This window comes from uncultured Clostridium sp., from assembly GCF_963527835.1.
Taxonomy (GTDB): Bacteria; Bacillota; Clostridia; order Clostridiales; family Clostridiaceae; genus Clostridium.
In genome coordinates, this window is record NZ_CAURTC010000034.1 from 25,331 (window position 1) to 43,100 (window position 17,770).

16 protein-coding genes and 1 CRISPR repeat array are annotated in these 17,770 nt (G+C 26.9%); all 16 genes read right to left on the reverse strand.

What is annotated here, in order from left to right; all coding sequences use genetic code 11:
* Positions 1–29 precede the first annotated feature (29 nt).
* On the reverse strand, positions 30–1,304 hold the full coding sequence (locus RYM86_RS14460; protein WP_315081361.1) for a maltose ABC transporter substrate-binding protein: 1,275 nt from the start codon (positions 1,302–1,304) through the stop codon (positions 30–32).
* 25 nt (positions 1,305–1,329) lie between these two features.
* Positions 1,330–2,154 carry a sugar ABC transporter permease gene (locus RYM86_RS14465; RefSeq protein ID WP_012423257.1) on the reverse strand — a complete coding sequence of 275 codons (825 nt, stop codon included), beginning with the start codon at positions 2,152–2,154 and terminating at the stop codon, positions 1,330–1,332.
* A gap of 14 nt (positions 2,155–2,168) precedes the next feature.
* Positions 2,169–3,506, reverse strand: a complete 1,338-nt coding sequence (locus RYM86_RS14470) for a sugar ABC transporter permease (protein ID WP_315081363.1) — start codon at positions 3,504–3,506, stop codon at positions 2,169–2,171.
* Positions 3,507–3,858: 352 nt separating this feature from the next.
* A complete protein-coding gene (locus RYM86_RS14475; RefSeq protein WP_315081365.1) occupies positions 3,859–4,776 on the reverse strand; it encodes a LacI family DNA-binding transcriptional regulator in 918 nt (305 codons plus the stop codon).
* 480 nt (positions 4,777–5,256) lie between these two features.
* Entirely contained in the window at positions 5,257–5,709 is a 453-nt protein-coding gene (locus tag RYM86_RS14480; RefSeq protein WP_315081366.1) for a hypothetical protein, read from the reverse strand.
* Positions 5,709–6,116, reverse strand: a complete 408-nt coding sequence (locus tag RYM86_RS14485) for a nucleotidyltransferase domain-containing protein (protein ID WP_315081367.1) — start codon at positions 6,114–6,116, stop codon at positions 5,709–5,711. Before RYM86_RS14485 ends, RYM86_RS14480 begins: the two co-directional genes overlap by 1 nt.
* 124 nt (positions 6,117–6,240) lie before the next feature.
* Positions 6,241–6,657, reverse strand: a complete 417-nt coding sequence (mscL, locus tag RYM86_RS14490; protein ID WP_315081368.1) for a large conductance mechanosensitive channel protein MscL — start codon at positions 6,655–6,657, stop codon at positions 6,241–6,243.
* A gap of 459 nt (positions 6,658–7,116) precedes the next feature.
* Positions 7,117–7,938 carry a phosphoenolpyruvate hydrolase family protein gene (locus RYM86_RS14495; protein WP_315081369.1) on the reverse strand — a complete coding sequence of 274 codons (822 nt, stop codon included), beginning with the start codon at positions 7,936–7,938 and terminating at the stop codon, positions 7,117–7,119.
* Between the two features lie 103 nt (positions 7,939–8,041).
* Positions 8,042–9,250 carry a Tm-1-like ATP-binding domain-containing protein gene (locus RYM86_RS14500; protein ID WP_315081371.1) on the reverse strand — a complete coding sequence of 403 codons (1,209 nt, stop codon included), beginning with the start codon at positions 9,248–9,250 and terminating at the stop codon, positions 8,042–8,044.
* Between the two features lie 154 nt (positions 9,251–9,404).
* Complete coding sequence (locus RYM86_RS14505) at positions 9,405–10,583, reverse strand: phosphoenolpyruvate hydrolase family protein (RefSeq protein WP_315081373.1); 1,179 nt, start codon at positions 10,581–10,583, stop codon at positions 9,405–9,407.
* Between the two features lie 410 nt (positions 10,584–10,993).
* Positions 10,994–11,707, reverse strand: a complete 714-nt coding sequence (locus tag RYM86_RS14510; protein ID WP_315081374.1) for a Crp/Fnr family transcriptional regulator — start codon at positions 11,705–11,707, stop codon at positions 10,994–10,996.
* A gap of 449 nt (positions 11,708–12,156) precedes the next feature.
* The gene (locus RYM86_RS14515; protein WP_315081375.1) at positions 12,157–13,623 is read right to left on the reverse strand and encodes an NADP-dependent glyceraldehyde-3-phosphate dehydrogenase; all 1,467 of its coding nucleotides are present in this window, start codon (positions 13,621–13,623) and stop codon (positions 12,157–12,159) included.
* A gap of 33 nt (positions 13,624–13,656) precedes the next feature.
* The gene (locus RYM86_RS14520; protein WP_315081376.1) at positions 13,657–14,463 is read right to left on the reverse strand and encodes an FAD-binding oxidoreductase; all 807 of its coding nucleotides are present in this window, start codon (positions 14,461–14,463) and stop codon (positions 13,657–13,659) included.
* A 405-nt stretch (positions 14,464–14,868) separates the two neighbouring features.
* Positions 14,869–15,162, reverse strand: a complete 294-nt coding sequence (locus RYM86_RS14525; RefSeq protein WP_315081378.1) for a hypothetical protein — start codon at positions 15,160–15,162, stop codon at positions 14,869–14,871.
* 530 nt (positions 15,163–15,692) lie between these two features.
* Complete coding sequence (locus RYM86_RS14530; RefSeq protein WP_315081379.1) at positions 15,693–16,967, reverse strand: S41 family peptidase; 1,275 nt, start codon at positions 16,965–16,967, stop codon at positions 15,693–15,695.
* Between the two features lie 128 nt (positions 16,968–17,095).
* Positions 17,096–17,278 carry a hypothetical protein gene (locus RYM86_RS14535; RefSeq protein ID WP_315081381.1) on the reverse strand — a complete coding sequence of 61 codons (183 nt, stop codon included), beginning with the start codon at positions 17,276–17,278 and terminating at the stop codon, positions 17,096–17,098.
* Between the two features lie 134 nt (positions 17,279–17,412).
* A CRISPR array of direct repeats spans positions 17,413–17,769; the repeat unit is 27 nt; unit sequence ATTTAAATACATCTCATGTTAAGGTTA.
* Position 17,770: the final 1 nt, after the last annotated feature.

A 17,770-nucleotide genomic window follows, 5' to 3' on the forward strand; every position in this document is an offset into this window, starting at 1 on the left:
AAATTACATTATTGTAAAAATTAAAATTATTATTCACTTTGTACAAGTGCATCAAAATCTTTTTGAATTTTTTCTGCTGCCTCCTTAGAAGTTATATTACCATCGAATACAGAACCTAATGTACTCTCCATTATTGTCCAAAAATATGATATTCTTTTTGTTGAAGGTATTGGATCTGTATTGTTAAATTGATCTGCATATACTTTCATATATTCATCATCTTTAAGACCTTCTATATTAGATGTATCTTTTCTTGAAGTTATTTTATATGCTTTGCTATATAAAAGAGATGCTGCATCTTTAGAGACTAAATACTGTGCAAAAAGTTGTGATGCATTTGGATATTTTGTATATGCTGAAACATGTGCATTCTGTACTACACTAAATGCCCTCATTGGCTTTCCACCATAAGTTGGTAATTTAGTAATACCAAAGTTAACACCTGATTTTTTCAATTCCTTTATAGAATTTGGCCCTATTGGATAATATGCTGTTTTTCCATCCCTAAAATTTTGTTCTAAAAAAGTACTTGCTTGTAATTTTAAATCCTCTGATTCAATTGGAATAATTTTTTTAAGTTTTGATATAGCTTCTAAGCCTTTTTCAAATTCTTTAGTATTAAAACCTGGATTATCTCCATCATTACCATCTTCTCCAAACAATCTAAATCCATCTATACTTAAAAATGGATAAGCTGAATAACCATCAGTGGCAATAGTTAAAAACCAAAACTTATTATTATTTTTATCATTATACTTATTAGCCTCTTCTTCAATTTTCTCAAATGTTTCAGCGGGTTTTCCTTTCACTAAATCTTTATTATATAACATTGCATAACTTTCAATTGAAACTGGTATTCCATATAATTCATCATCACTAGTAACAGTTTTTAAAGCTGTTTCATTGGTTACTTCTTGTATTTCTTTTTTTATTGATGGTCTAATTTTAGCAAAAATTCCTGAATCCTTTCCTTTTGAAAAATTATCATTAGCTGCCATAAATACATCAGCTCCATTGCCAGTTGGTGCATCTAGCATCATTTTATCCATTGAATCTAATCCTACCTTTTGAACATTAACTTTTACGTTATATTTTTCTTCAAAGGATTTAGCTATTACTTGTCCAAAATCTAAATCATCTGTCCAATATACCAATTGTGCATCTTTTTCTGGCTTTAATTCTGATGTTTCTTCTAATTCTGAATCATCATCAAAGGGTATTTCTCTATTTCTACATGATATTAAAGAGAACATTAATGTAACTATCAAAAATGGCAAAAATATCATTTTAATTTTTTTTCTCATAATTTTCCTCCATACCTTATTAAAATCAACCTTTATCGGCTCCTGATGTAACACCTTGTACCAAGTATCTTTGAAAAATAATAAATACAATAGTAATAGGTATAGCTATTAATACTGCTCCTGCTGCAAACAGGGTAAAGTTAATACTTTCTTTTCCATTAATTAAAGCAAATAATCCAATTGCTACTGTTTTTGTGTTGTCATTAGATAATAAAATATTTGGTAAAATATAATCCATCCAAGGGAACATAAATTGTGATACTGCACAATAAGTTATAATTGGCTTAGACATTGGAAGTATTATTTTAAAAAAGGTTTTAATCTTAGAACATCCATCCATATATGCTGCTTCATCTATTGACATTGGTATACCATCTAAATATCCTTTTACAAGCCATGTATTATAAGGGATAGCTCCAACAGAATATACCAAAATCAGTGATATAGGTTTTCCAATTAAACCCAATGATAAAAATAGAGTATATATAGCTGTCATAGATAAGAAAGTTGGAAACATTGATAAAATCATAATGGTTAATAAACCTTGTTTTTTTCCTCTAAAATTAAATCTAGATATAATCCAAGCAGTTATTAAAATTAATATTACAGACACTACTGAACTAATAATTGCTATTTTCAAAGTATTATAGAACCATATTGAATAATTTGTTTCTGTAAATAGTCTTTTATAATTATTTAATGTAAATTCAGTTTGCATTAAAGATGCTGATGAAAGTCCGCCTTCTTTATTAAATGAAGACATAATAATCCAGAATACAGGAATTAATATCAAAAGTGACATAATTATTAATTCCAAATGCAAAAGGACTGTTGTAATCTTTTTCTTCATAACCTGTATTCCCCCTATAGTTCTTTAAATGTTACAGTATTTTTAAACTTCCAAAAAGAAAATCCACCAATTAATATGAAAATTAATACGCTCATAACAGCTGCCATATTATACATCTGTTGATTTAATGTTAATTTATATATCCAAGAAATTAAGATATCAGTATCTCCAGCAAATTGAAGCTCAGAATTTAATGGTCCACCTTGTGTTAAGAAATAAATTGCACCAAAAGCATTAAAATTTCCAGCCAAACTCATAATAAGATTTGGAGTTGTTGCAAGAAATATAAGTGGCATAGTAATTTTCTTAAATACTTGTATTTTACTAGCACCATCTATAGCTGCTGCATCATAAAGACTATTATCTACATTAGATAACACTCCTAATATCATAACCATAAACATTGGGAAACTAACCCATAGATTAACTAATATAACCATTATCTTTGCTAGTATTGGATCTGATAAAAATGGTATCTTATCAGAAATAATTCCCATATTAATTAATATCTGATTTACAGGTCCAAACTGTCCGTTTAATAAATTTCTAAATACCATAAGTGAAATAATAGGTGGTATTGCCCATGGTAAGATTAAAATTGTACGAAATACTTTCTTATATTTTACTGATTTATTATTTAATATTAATGCTTGAAACACACCTAAAAAATAACTTGAAAAAGTTGAAACAAATGTCCATATTATATTCCAAATCAAAACCTTTAAAAATGTTTTTGACCATATTGGAACAGTAAATAATTTTTTGAAATTTTCAAATCCCACCCAACTTAATAAATTCCCTGGTGGAAGATGGTCTCTATTATAATTTAAAAATGCTGTTAATATTGAAAATAATATTGGCATAATTACTACAAATATAAACACTATAGCAATTGGGGCTAATATAATATATGGAAACCTTGTACTATATAAATTTTTGAAAAACTCTTTAGATGTTATATATATTTTCGTTTTATCAATCTTTTTACCTGTATTATAAGCATCTTTTAAATTCCATACATAAATTAAAATAAATATTGCAATTAATATACTTGCTATAACACCATTAATTAATAACATAGATGAATGATCTCCATATTTTCCACCCACCTTTTTTCCAAGTGTTATTAATCCCCATATCCCTTTTGTAAAAAAACCTCCATGTAATCTAATGATAAAATCTGGTACTAAGCCTTGTCCACATTCAATCCAAAAACCACTATATAATTCAATCCCTATAAATAGTAATTGCATAGTAAAAAATATTAATCCCTTTATTTTTTGTTTGCAAATAAAAAATTGCCCACTTCCCCAGAAAAAGCAGGATAATAGAAGTGACTTTTTACCTTTCATATTTCTTCTTCCTTCCATTCAATGTTTACTTAATCGCTTAAGTTAATTTCATTATAACAACCCCCTATTTATTTGTCAATGCAATCGTTATCTTTATATGTTTTTTATTTAGATATCTTTTGTAAGTACCTGTATTTTAAGGGCTTTATCAGTGTTTTTTTAAAACGATATTCATTTTATATCCATTATTTATATATTGGAAATCTAATGTTTAAAATATATTTTACTTAATTTTTTAAGTGAAATATATTATGATAGCAATAAACTGCACTTCTATTAAATTAAAATATTTATAAATTTCTCCAAAACAAAAAGTGTGAATTTTTATCCACACTTTACAATTACATATTAATTAGTATTCTATTGGTTTTATATATGATGTTTTTTCAATATTTTTATCATTTTCTAAATAAATCAATTTTTCCATAATTTCAACTGCTTTTTTAGCTTTTTCTTTATTACTAACTATAATTCTTTTAGTATCTGGCAAAAGCATTATATCATTTTCTGAATTTATTACTACAACTAAATTTCTATTATCTACAATTTTTTCTGCCTGCATACCTAATATCTCTCCAAATATTATTCCTTTTTTATTTTGATTCCTATGTAAAAATTGAATTAAATCATTATCAAATTTATTAATAAAAATATTTTTTTCTAATACTTTTGTTCTTACAATTTTAAGAAGTTCATCATTAGAATAATCTTCTATTACTACATAAAATTCTTTTTCCAATTGCTCACTTAACATATTAAATATAGCTTCATAATTTGTTAGCACTTTATGAAAAATAGGATCATCTAAATAACTATCAATAAAAATAACTGGAACATAGAAATCATTTACTATCTCTTTCAGCTGATATGAAGGCATATCTATGATAAAGACAGCATCTAAACATCTTTTCTGACTAATTTGAATATCTTTTTGAAGTTCCTTTGTTGGTAAGAAAATCAAATCATATCCTATTGAATAAAGTTTCTTTTGAATTTCTTTTACTAAACTATATTGTTGATACGTCTTACTTTTTCTATTTTTTTCACTTAAATTAATAATTACTCCTATTAAATAACTTTTTTGACTTGCTAAAGAACGCGCTGTCATATTAGGAACATAATTTAGTTTTCTAGCAGCTTCAAACACCTTTAATCTTGTTTCATGACTTATTTTTTCTTTTTCCGAATAATTTAAAACATACGATACTGTAGCCGGTGAAACATTAGCCTCTTTTGCAATATCTTTTAACGTTACCTTTCTACTAGTCATATAAAGCCTCCTTTAATTTAAAATTATTATATCATGTGCTCTGTTTTTTTAACAAGTATTCTATATTATAGGCGTATATAACACTTAATTACAAAGTAATAATTTTTAATTTAGTTATAAGTGATTATGCCGATGTATATATTAATATTGGTAAATAATAATAAATTGGTTCTAAAAAATTATATAATCTAGAATAACCTTTACATAATTTTCGTCAAATATAAAAATATACTTCTTTAATTGTCTAATTACATTTCACTGTAAAAATATGCAAATTACAATTTATCCCTTTAAGTTATGGATATTAATAATAATTCATTGTCTTTAAATATAAAAGCTTATAATTTTTCCAAAAATAAAAAACACCAATACTGTTAAGTACTGATGTCTTTTATTTATATACTACTTATTCAAATTAATCATATAGTCTTTTATCTAAATATTCATAATATATTTCTTCTTTAATAAATCCCTATTTTCTTATATGTTTTTAGCATCTAATTTAACTTTTTCTTCTGTTATTTTAAGAAAAATTTCTAATAATTCCATCTTAGAAATTGCATAATCTAGTATATCTTCCTCTACACGCTCTCTTTTGTAATAATCATGAGTATACCTATTTCTAAGTTTAATAGCCACAACCAAAAACTTACTTAGATCATCATCAATAAACCCATATAAATTAGATTTTTTAATAAGTTCAATTCCAGAATAACCATCTACATAGTTTTCAGTCATTACAAGATATGTTTCAGCCATATCAATAATATATTCTGAAAAATCTTGAAAATATCCTATTATTGCTCTTTTTATATAAACTGAATTTGATAACTTGTATTCTTTTATAGCTCCTTGCATCAGTTTTAATGTATCTTTAGCACTATTAAATTTTAAATTCAAACTTTCCTTTTTATATTTATAATAAGCTGCCACTATTTATAATCCTCCATTAACTTCATATCTTGTTGTACTTTTTCTATTAACCATTGATTTTCTCTTAAATATTTATTTACATACAGTCTAAAGTCAATTTCTTTAAAATCATTTATAATCAACTTATCATCACTCTCTAAATATTGTCTTGCAAAAATACCATCATAATCTCTCATATTAATAAAAGTTAAATGTATTTTATCGTACTCAAAGTAATCTTCTAGAATAGGTTGTAAAGTTTCTTCTAAATCAAACTCATCCATAACATCTTCTCTTTTTTCCATTAAAACTAAAATATCTATGTCACTTCTGCCACTTACCCAATATTTAGTTCTATAACTACCAAATACAGCTAATGAAATTAAATTACGTATGTCTTTTATTTTTAAATTTTTTAATAATTTCATCCCTACCACTACTTTCATAATATCTTAATCTTTGTCTGTTATCACCTTAATTATAACATTAAAGTAAATTATTTTAATCACAAGTTGAAATTATTATAAATATATAATCTAAATTCATTTATTTTTATCCTTCTAACTGAGATGTACATTTTGGGCAACGAGTTGCTTTTATATCAATTTCACTGTAGCAAAAAGGGCATTCTTTAATTGTAGGCTCTTTTACTTCTTCAACCTTATTTCTTCTTCCTAATTCACTTAATTTATTCATACCTTTGACAAGTAAAAATATTAAAAATGCCATAATTAAAAAGTTTATAACTGCCGTTATGAAAGATCCATATTTAATATTTACTCCAAAAAATTCTAATGTTAAATCATTGAAATCCTTATTTGCAAATATCCCTATTATTGGTGATATTATATCATTTGTTAATGATTTTACTATTCCTTGAAATGCACCACCTATTAATACACCGACTGCTAAGTCAATTACACTTCCCTTTAGTGCAAATTGTTTAAATTCATTTAAAAATTTCTTCATAAAGTTTTCTTTTTTCCTCCTTGGTTTTCCCCTCTGTTTTTCTAATCCTATGTACCTTGATATTTTATCACATTTAGATGCTTTTAGTCATAAAAACTACTATAAAACTGACTTTAGCTTTTTAGTTCAAAGACTTATCATAAAAACTTAGTTATAAAATAAAGAGCTATCACAGAATTATTTTTTAGACATAAAAAATACTCCTCCTTGTAATAGACATTTTTATTGTTTTAAGTGCCTATACAAGGGGGAGCATATTGTTACATACATTTACTACTTGTAAAAAGTGAATGTACAAATTTTATATTTGGCTACGCGAACTTTCACACAGTACAATTCCATATTTGGAACACGCTAAATTCGATTATAAAGATTTTTAGTATTCCTAAATTTAGTTACTATTTCCAATTTGCTTATGCATATATTAACACGCAGTTAAACCATATCCTTAATTAGTCTTTATTTTTTAATTGATTTGAATGCTTCTGCTTGTGATTTTATACCTCTTTCAGCAGCAAATCTTTCAATACTTGATGCACCAAAGAAACCATCTATTCCTTCTGTTTTTTCAATTACATATGCTGCATCATCAGGTTCTGCAATTGGACCCCCATGACAAATAACCATAATATCTGGATTAACAGCTCTACCAGCTTTTATAATAGCTTCTATTTTTTCAACACAATCATCAAGTGTCAAAGCAGTCTTAGCTCCAATTGTTCCTTTTGTAGTTAATCCCATATGAGCCACTAGAATATCTGCACCAGCTTTAGCCATTGCTTTTGCTTGTTCTGGATCAAATACATATGGAGTAGTAAGCATATCTAATTCATGTGCTTTTCTAATCATTTCAACTTCTAAGTCATAGCCCATTCCTGTTTCTTCAAGATTTTGTCTAAACACTCCATCTATTAAACCAACAGTTGGGAAGTTTTGAACTCCTGAAAATCCTTGTTCTTTAAGTTGTTTTAAATAAACTTCCATTACTCTAAATGGATCTGTACCACAAACTCCTGCAAGTACTGGAGTATGTTTAACAACTGGTAATACTTCTGCTCCCATTTCTACAACAATTTGATTTGCATCACCGTATGATAATAATCCTGCTAACGATCCACGACCTGCCATTCTATATTTTCCTGAATTATATATTATAAGCATATCTGCTCCACCAGCTTCACTACTTTTAGCTGTAATACCTGTACCAGCTCCAACTCCTAATAAAGAATTTCCTTTAGCTATTTCTTCTTTAAATTTCTTAATAATTGCTGCTCTTTTCATAATTAATTCCTCCTAATTTCACTGTTTTTTAATTCTATTTTTAATAATGTTAATAGTTATCTATAAATATCATTGCTTTCTAGTAATGCGACTTTAAACTATATTATTTACTCATTAAATCTATAAGCTTTTTAGCTGCTGCTTCTCCAAACTCTTTATCATTTATTGCAAGATTTAGTTCTTCTATCTCTACAACATCTTTATTTATGCAATTCTTCAAGGTATCAAAAAGCATTTTATCCTCTTCTTCTCCATAGAATTTTTGTCCCTTTTCATCTAACATTGATACACCCTTTAAAGGTAATAATAGTGCTGTCTTTCCTGTAGCCATATTTAACTTTTCAGCTATCTTTTCACCAATGATTTTATTTTCTTCAACAGTAGTTCTCATCAATGTAACAGTTGGATTATGCTTATAAAAATTTCTACCTTCAAACTTCTTTGGAACAGTGTCTGTTTGTCCAAAGTTTACCATATCCAATGCTCCTACTGATACAACTTGAGGTATATTATTCTTTCCAGCTGCTTCTAATCTATTTGGGCCTGCACCTAACACGCCTCCAACTAGTTCATCACACCATTCTGTAGTTGTTAAATCTAAAACTCCCTTGATGAAACCACCTTTTATTAAATGCTCCATCGATTTCCCACCAACTCCTGTTGCATGGAATACTAATACTTCATATCCTCTTTCTTCAAGATATTTTCTTGCATAATTTACACATGGTGTTGTAACACCAAACATTGTTGCGGCTACTAGTGGTTTCTTTTCTATAATCTCTTTATTTTCAAAATTCACCATTCCAACTATTGCAAACACAGCATTTGCAAAGATTTTGGTTGATATTGAATTAAGACCAGCCACATCAACTATTGATGGTACCATAACTATATCACTTGAACCAACATATTGTTCAGTATTACCTGAAGCTACTGTTGATACCATAATTTTGGGTACTCCAATTGGTAGAGCTCTCATAGCTGGTGTAATAAGTGATGTTCCACCAGTACCACCAAATGAAATAATTCCATCAAACTTACCTTGTTCATATAATTTAGGAACCAATTTTTCCATTCCTTTTGAAAGAATTTCTGTTGCCAATGCTCTATCCTTTTTGGCTGCAATTTCGTAAATATCTTCACCAATTGCTCTAGCTACCTCTTGATTTGAAACATCTGGTTTAAATTTCGGTTCAAATACACCTGTATGAATAGTAAATGTTTTTAACCCTATACTTTCAATTAATTTTTTAACATATAAATATTCAACCCCCTTTGAATCAAAAGTTCCTGCAATTGCTATAGTTTTCATAATTCTCAACTCCTAATAATATAAATTAACTTCTACCCTATATATTCATAATTTTAAGTTTTAAAAAACGTTATCACAAATTATAAATTAATGATAACGTTTTTTATATTTACAGTAAATGTAGTTATGTACTTAAAAATTGTGTTTATGTATTTTATCTGTATTTTTTTGGTGATTTTCCCTTATATTTTTTAAATATTTTACTAAAATGTGCATAATCATCATATCCAACTAATTCAGCAACCTCTGATAATTGTATATTTTCTTTTTTTATTATTTCTGCTGCCTTATTAATTCTAAATTTAACTAAATATTGTGGGAAACTGCATCCAACTTCTTTTTTAAAAAGGCTACTTAAATGTGTTCTTGAAATATTTGCAATCATAGCTAACTCTAGAAAAGATATCTTATTCATATAATTTTTAGATACATATTCTTTTACAAACTCTACATAATCATAGTGCTTTGTTATTCCATCTAACATTTTATTTAAAAAATCATCTTTTTCTAAATTACCTGAATACTTAAATTCTCTAGTTATATTAGTTATATATTTTTCAGATGGTATTCTTTCAAAAGCTGATCCACCAATATATCCCATAGTATTACAATTATTATACATATATTGAACGTCTACTGGTGTTTTAACAGGTCCTCCATATACCATCTTAATTATACTTGGGTTAATTTCATCACATAAATCAAAAATTGATTTTGCTTTTTCCTTAGCTGCTTCTAAAGATAATATCTTTTTAGCCCCAAGCATTCCACCTTCTGTTAATCCTAAATGAACACATATAATATCTGCTCCTGCCTCTAACATATCCCTTGCTTGTTCTTTACTAAAAACAAATGCTATAGTAAACAAGTTCTTTTTATGAGCAAGTTTAATAGCTTCAACTTCTAAATTATAACTGCATCCCTCTTCTTTCAATGCTTCTCCAAATATTCCATCAATTATTCCTACAGTTGGATAATTATTAATTCCCGAAAATCCCTTATTTTTTATATCATCTATATATTCTTCTAAGTCTATTGTTGGATCTGTTGCATTTAATCCAAAAATAACAGGAATATCTTTTATAAGTGGAACAACTTCCCTTAATGCAAATTCCATTACCATATCATTGCTATTAGCAAATGGTAGTATTCCTGCAAGTGAGCTTCTTCCCATCAGTCTAAATCTTCCCGAATTAAGAGTAAGCAATAAATCTGCTCCACCCCTTTGGGCATATTTAGCCGTAACACCAGCACCTGTTGCAACACCAATAATATGACTATTAATTTTTATTTGTAAATTTAAATTTTTAATTATCTCTTCTCTTGACAACATATTTTATACCTCATTACTTAATTCTAATAAATTTAATTAATATATTTAGATCTAATCCTAATGTGTTATCTAATGGAAAACCAACTTTTTATCTTTAATTAAATTCATTTTACCATATCAAGAAATTTAATTTAACATAAAATGTATTTTCAAGAATAATTATTCAATCCTTTTTCTATTAAATTTTGTTCTGCAATTGACAACTCATAGGATTTATATTTGAAACAATGTCTAAAGCATCTTTCTATATCTTAATCCTACTTAAATTTGATTTATAAAAATGTGATTTAAATCAAACTACCTAATATAATTTATTTTCACATTTGTTATGTTAGAATCATTGCAACTTAGCTGTGAAAATCACTGAAAAAAAGCTTATTATTACCAAACAATGTAATAATAAGCTTTTTTTAAATATAATCTTTTAAACCTTTTTCATCTAAAATTATAATATTCTTTGTTCCTACTATTTTTATTAATTTCTCATCTTCAAATTTTTTTAATTTTCTACTTATAGTTTCTCTTGTTACTCCAATATAATTAGCCATATCTTCTCTTGACAATGGTAATTTTATAGATATATTTTTTTCTATTGTCTCTCCATACCTTTCTATTAAATCTATTAATAAATACGCCATTCTTGAATCCACGTCATTAGTTGCTAGATTCTGCACAAGACTTTCTACTTTTGCTAATCTTTCTACTACAGTTTCTAACACTTTTATCCCAATCTCTGGATTCCTCATAATTATATCTTTCATTTCATCTTTAGTAAGAGTACATATCTTAGAATTTACTATTGATTTTGAATTAAATCCATACTTAGAAGGTTTTATTAAATTTAATTCTCCAAAAAGGTCTCCTTCTGAAAGTATATGCAATATCTGTTCTTTACCATCTTTAGTATACTTATATAATTTTATCTTTCCTTTATTTATAAAATAAAGTGTATTGGCTGTACTTCCTTCAGTAAAAATAATGTCTCCTTTACTATATTCATTATGATTAATAGTTTTTACAACCTCTATTAATTCTTCATTATTTAAATTTTCAAATATTGAAACCTTGCTTACACAAAGTTCTCCTCTGCAATTATTACAGCAATTGCCACAATGATTATTCATAATATCACCTTCCATTTTATCTATGATAGTTTATCAATTTAAGTGAGATACCGCGTATATATTTTATGTTGCAACTTTATTTGTGGCACTTAATCTTACAATTCATCTTATATTAATAATTTATTTAGGTACTAAAGTTTTCTTACCTACTATTATAATAAAAAATAAAATAAAAGCTATTTTTAATTTATACCATTTGATTCGAATCATATTTTTACACATTAAATAAATATAAAATAGAGTCATCTTTAGGTATCATAATTTCTGTCTTAATTGGGGAACCTATTTGTGTATAGGTATCACATTTTTATAAAATTTTTTCATATTGATATTATGCACAAAAAAAGGATTCAAATTCGAATCCTTTTTCGTTTTATCAGCTAGTATCAAATTTATTTTGATACTAGCCTCTACTTTAAATATCTAGTTTTTATCATCCTTTATTTCTTTTAATCATTCATTGATAAATTTATTATAGTTGCCTTAGGTCTAGACATAGATTCAATTGAGTATTTTATTCCCTGAGTTCCTATACCAGAAGCTTTCACTCCGATGAATGGGAAATTATCTGGACCTCTTTCTGTCTTATTATTTATTTGAACTGTTCCTACTTCTAACTTATCAGCCACATAAAAAGCATCATTGATGTTTTTTGTAAATACAGCACTTTGAAGTCCATATTCTGATTTATTAGCTATTTCTATAGCCTCATCCTTATCCTTAACTCTTATAATTGGAAGTACAGGACCAAATGGTTCTTCCCATGCAAGTCTCATGTCTGTTGTAACATTATCAAAAAGTGTTGGATAAATTAAATTGCCCTCTCTATTTCCACCTACAATTAAGTCAGCACCTTTACTCTTTGCATCTTCTATTAATTCAATAACAAAATCTGCTGCTTTAGAACTAATAAGAGGCACAATATCTACATCTTTCTCTAAAGGATTTCCTACAGTAAGCTTTTTCATCTTTTCTTTGATTTTTTCTAATAATTTATCTGCCACTTTATCTACTACTAAAATTCTCTTTACTGCTGTACATCTTTGACCTGAATATGAATATCCACCTGCAACAATGTTACTTGCAGTTAATTCTAAATCAGCATCTTCTAAAACTATAGCAGCATCCTTGCCACCTAATTCCATTAAAAGTGGTACCCTACTAGTCATCTTAGAAATTCTAGCTCCTACTTCTGTACTCCCTGTAAAGTTGATGAAATTTATTCCTTTATGAGTAGTAATATAATCTCCAATCTCACTTCCCTTACCCGTAACTGTATTTAGTACACCGGCTGGAACCCCGGCTTTTTCAAATACTCTTGCTAGATATAATCCACATAAGCTCCCTTGAGTTGCAGGTTTTAATACAACTGAATTTCCCGCCATTAATCCTGGTGCTATTTTAGAAGCTGATAAATTTATTGGATAATTAAAAGGTGATATTGCAAGTACAACTCCTAATGGTTCCCTTTTTACAATTGATACTTTATTATTTTTAAAGCCTGGGAAGCTGTCTCCTGGAATACTTTCACCTGATAAATTTTTAGCTGTATCTGCTGTAAACTTTATAAAATCTGCTGTTCTAGAAACTTCTGATCTACAACTTTTTCTATCCTTAGCAATTTCCATCATCATAAGTTCTGATAATTCATCTATATTTTCTAGTAGAATATCTGATGCTTTATATAATATTTCTGCTCTTTCATTTATTGTTATGTTATTCCACTTCTTTTGAGCTTCTTTAGCAGTTTGTACTGCAGTATCCACCTCTTCCTTTGTCATTGCTGGAACTCTACCTAATAATGAATTATTTAATGGTGACTTTATCTCTACAAAGTTTCCACTTCTACTGCTAACCCATTCTCCATTTATTAAATTTTTAAAAGTATTGTTTTCATCTTTTATATGATTAAACATAATTTATTTCCTCCTTATTTGTTTATAATTTTTTTACTCTTTTGTTATATCTACTCCTGCTTCAAACATTTCAAAGTTTATATGTTCCTTTTCAATTCCCATTGATATTAAATTATGATAGATAGCTTTCATAAATGGTACTGGCCCACAAAAATAAAATTCTCCATCCTTTGGTAAGTTATCTATCATCCATTTTCTTGATATTCTACCTTTTATATTAAAATCTTTTCCTAATTCCTCAGTTTCGGTAGGACGTGTATAGAATACAGTACTTTTGAAGTTATTATTATGTAATTTTGCTGTTTCTTCTTTAAAACTATGATGCATTGAATTAGGTATGCTATAAATAAAATGTATTTTCCTATCACTACTTACTGCATCATAAGCCATTGTAAGCATTGGTGTTATTCCAATTCCTCCTCCTATTAAAACTAATGGTTTTTCACTATCCCTTAATATGAAATTTCCAAGCGGTGCAGTTATTTGAAGATTGTCCCCTGCCTTTATTTCATCACATAGTTTTTTGCTTAAGAAACCATTCTCTTCTCTCTTTACACTTATTCTATAAAATTCTTCATTAGAATTCATGGACAATGTATATTGTCTAGGCTTAGTGAAAGTATTATCTTCATTTTTAATTCTGACAGTTATAAATTGCCCTGCTATGAATTCAGGAAGCTTGCTATCATCTGATGCTTTTAAATATAACGATGTAACTGCCTGATCTTCTTTAACTTTATTAAATACTAAAAAGTCCTTAAATCCCTTCCATCTACTATCTGGACTCACCTTATTATCTATCATTGAAATTCTCCATTTTTCTTTAGTTTTCAAATTCAAGTTTATTTCTCTTAAATTTGTTTGATTTAATTTATGAATTTATTATATCTTCATAGAAATAAATGTAATATGATTTAAATCAAATTTTCAAAAAATAGATAGCATAGATAATATAGAAATTTAATACTAAAAAATAATAAAAGACTAGACATTTTATTTGCTTAAAATGTCTAGCTTTTTATGAATCTATTTTCTATTCAGTTATAATTGTTATAATACTAAACATTCAAATCTAGTATTATCAATTAATAAGTTTTGATACGACTTTATTAGAATTGATGCAACTTTGTTATAAATCTACATATAGAGAATTTTTACAATATACGGTAATATATAAATTGTAATGATATAACTACTTGATACTTACGTTGAAATTACTAGATATTATTTATAAATTTATTTGGTTTAGTTTTTTTGAGCTGCTATAGCATTTATATGATAACCTATAGCTGCACCCATAAAGGCAATAACTTTTATCAAATTAAAAAATGCAACAATCTTCCATCCTTCGATACCAGTTATATTTGATACATTAGATTTAGTATTTGAGTTTGACTCTAAATTAGTTAGTTGTATTTTAAATGTAGAAATAGCATTAATTGCATAAATAAATATTGCAATTAGAAATATTATACTTGCAATTTTTGCAGCTTTAGCTTCACTATTAGAAGCCTGATTTTTTCCTGTTGTATTGAACATTGTTTGAAAAATAGCTTCCCAGTCTTATTATATTGAATTAAAATAAGAAAGGAACCAATAATAAAAAGAAGAGTAGCAAATCTTCCATTCTGAATGACATTCAGCTTAGCAGCTGTTTGATTCGTATTTTCACCTTCATTAATTATATAGTATACTGGTTTATCAAAAAACTTGTAGTTATTAATATTATATGCTAGTAGCATATAAATGTATATGAGTAGGTATCTTTATAGGGGTAATACCAACATATGTTACAAATTTAAAATTAATAATTTACTATGGTTATTTAATACCAAAAAGAATCCAGTTGATAATATAACATTCATCAATTAGATTCTTTTAAATATATGCTAATTTTTATCCATACTTATATCCCTTATTGCAAGCAAGTTATTTTAATTCTTTAAAATCATAAAAAATTAAAATATCCTCACTCAATTAGTTTTTTAAAATATTCATTAATAATATGCTTCATTTTATTATGTCCATACTCAACCAACAAATTAACAAACAATTCCTGAACCTCTTCATCATTTTACTACATACTCCAAAAAATCATCTTGTCCATTAAAGAATGATTCTGCATTTAAGTTTATTTCTACATCTGGATAAATTGAATCTGTATCTTCATCTGAGGTTTTAAAATAATTGCTTGAATAATTAACATCAATATTAACATTAGATAAATGTATAGTTTTTACCTCTCCAAAATGATTAGGTTTTCCACCAGTTGGTTCCCCTACTAATTTAGCATTAGTTTCATTTCTAAGACTCATTGCATTTAGTACTGCTGATGAAAATGTTCTTCTTCCTATAATAGCATAAAGATTTCCTTCTTTATTTATATTTTCTCTTTTCTTTATTTCATCTAAAAATGCTTCAAAAATTCTAGAATTTCCTCCACCATTATCTCTTAAATCTATAACTAATTTAGTTGCATTTTTTGTATCAATAACATTAAATACATCCTTAGTAAAGTTAGAAAAAGAGTACTCTTTCATCTCCATACATGAATTATATTTTACATAAACAGTATTTTCTTCTTCAATATACTTAAACCAATAATTATAATTTGAGTTCTGTTTTGATATAGGAAATCTATTTTTAAACTCTTCGTCACTTGATAATGTTGTTATATTCATATACTCTTCCATTGTAACTGGTTTTATCATAACATCAGTATTGGATGAACCCTCAAATGTAAATGTTGCATTATCGTCCTTTACTATTCCACTAAGTTTTAATACTTCTACACATTTTAATAATACTGAAAATTGATTTTTGCTAATAGCTTCATTGTCTTTAGATATAAAAGGTTCTAATTTTTCTTTTAATCCCTCTATTGAATATCCATTTATTGAAACAAGCTTTTTTCCCCAGTAATCCTTATATTCTGAAGCTGCATCAATAAGATAGATATCATTTCCAAATTGAAAGAAAGTTAATGGATAAGCTAGTAAACCCATAATATCTACATTTGTATGACTGTCCTTAATGGATACTATTATCTTCGCAAGTTCACTCTTTATCTCTTCATCAGTATATTTTGAAACATTACCTATTACTGAGTCAATTTCATTATTAAATTCTTCTTCAGATTTAGAAAAAAATAAATTCTTATGCTTTTTAGGTAATTCTCTTTTTAAAAATTCAATATCTGCTATGAATTTCTCATTCCTATCTTCACTTTTAATCATAGGAGAATTGGTTACTCTATGAAATATTTTAAAAGCAAACATTGCTATAATTATTGCAATTACAAGTAAAATAGTAGTAATAACCTTCCCCTTCTTACTAATTTTCATTATTAATACCCCCATCACTAAGTTATTCTTTATAGTAATCTAATATAAACTAGATTTCTAAAAACTTTCTTGCAAATTCTATTATACTCTATATTTTTTCATATAAAAATCAAAAAACACCAACACATTCAGTGCTGATGTTTGTAATTTAATAAGCATTTATTCAATACTTCTTTTCCTTTTATTATTATTTCCATATGATTTTCTTCATCCCAATCTGGTATACAATAAATACTTTTACTAAATATATCATCTATATTAAGTGTATTTCTATATATTATTATTCCGCCTAAAGGTATATATTCGATCATGTCTCTATTTTATATTTCGGCCATTTCTCCTGGAAAGTCCATCTCTGGATAATCATTAACTATTTCATTTTAAAATTTTTTCAGTCACTTCACAAATTCTATTTATATTAGCAATATTCAACTTATTTAATAATTTATCAATACATCTCATGTTAAGGTTAAACATAATGGTCAATTTTTAGATATTGCTTTTAATAAAAATTTAAATACATCTCATGTTAAGGTTAAACATTTATTTTATTTTTTACTTCTCCTATTTCTGATTCATTTAAATACATCTCATGTTAAGGTTAAATGTTTTTTACTTATAGCAAAAAGTATGCAGATATTTAATTTAAATACATCTCATGTTAAGGTTAAATGGTGTTAACTCAACAATTGGGATTAAGCATTTTCCCATTTAAATACATCTCATGTTAAGGTTAAATCAAAACCCATGAATCCATAATCGGGGTGATATAAACATTTAAATACATCTCATGTTAAGGTTAA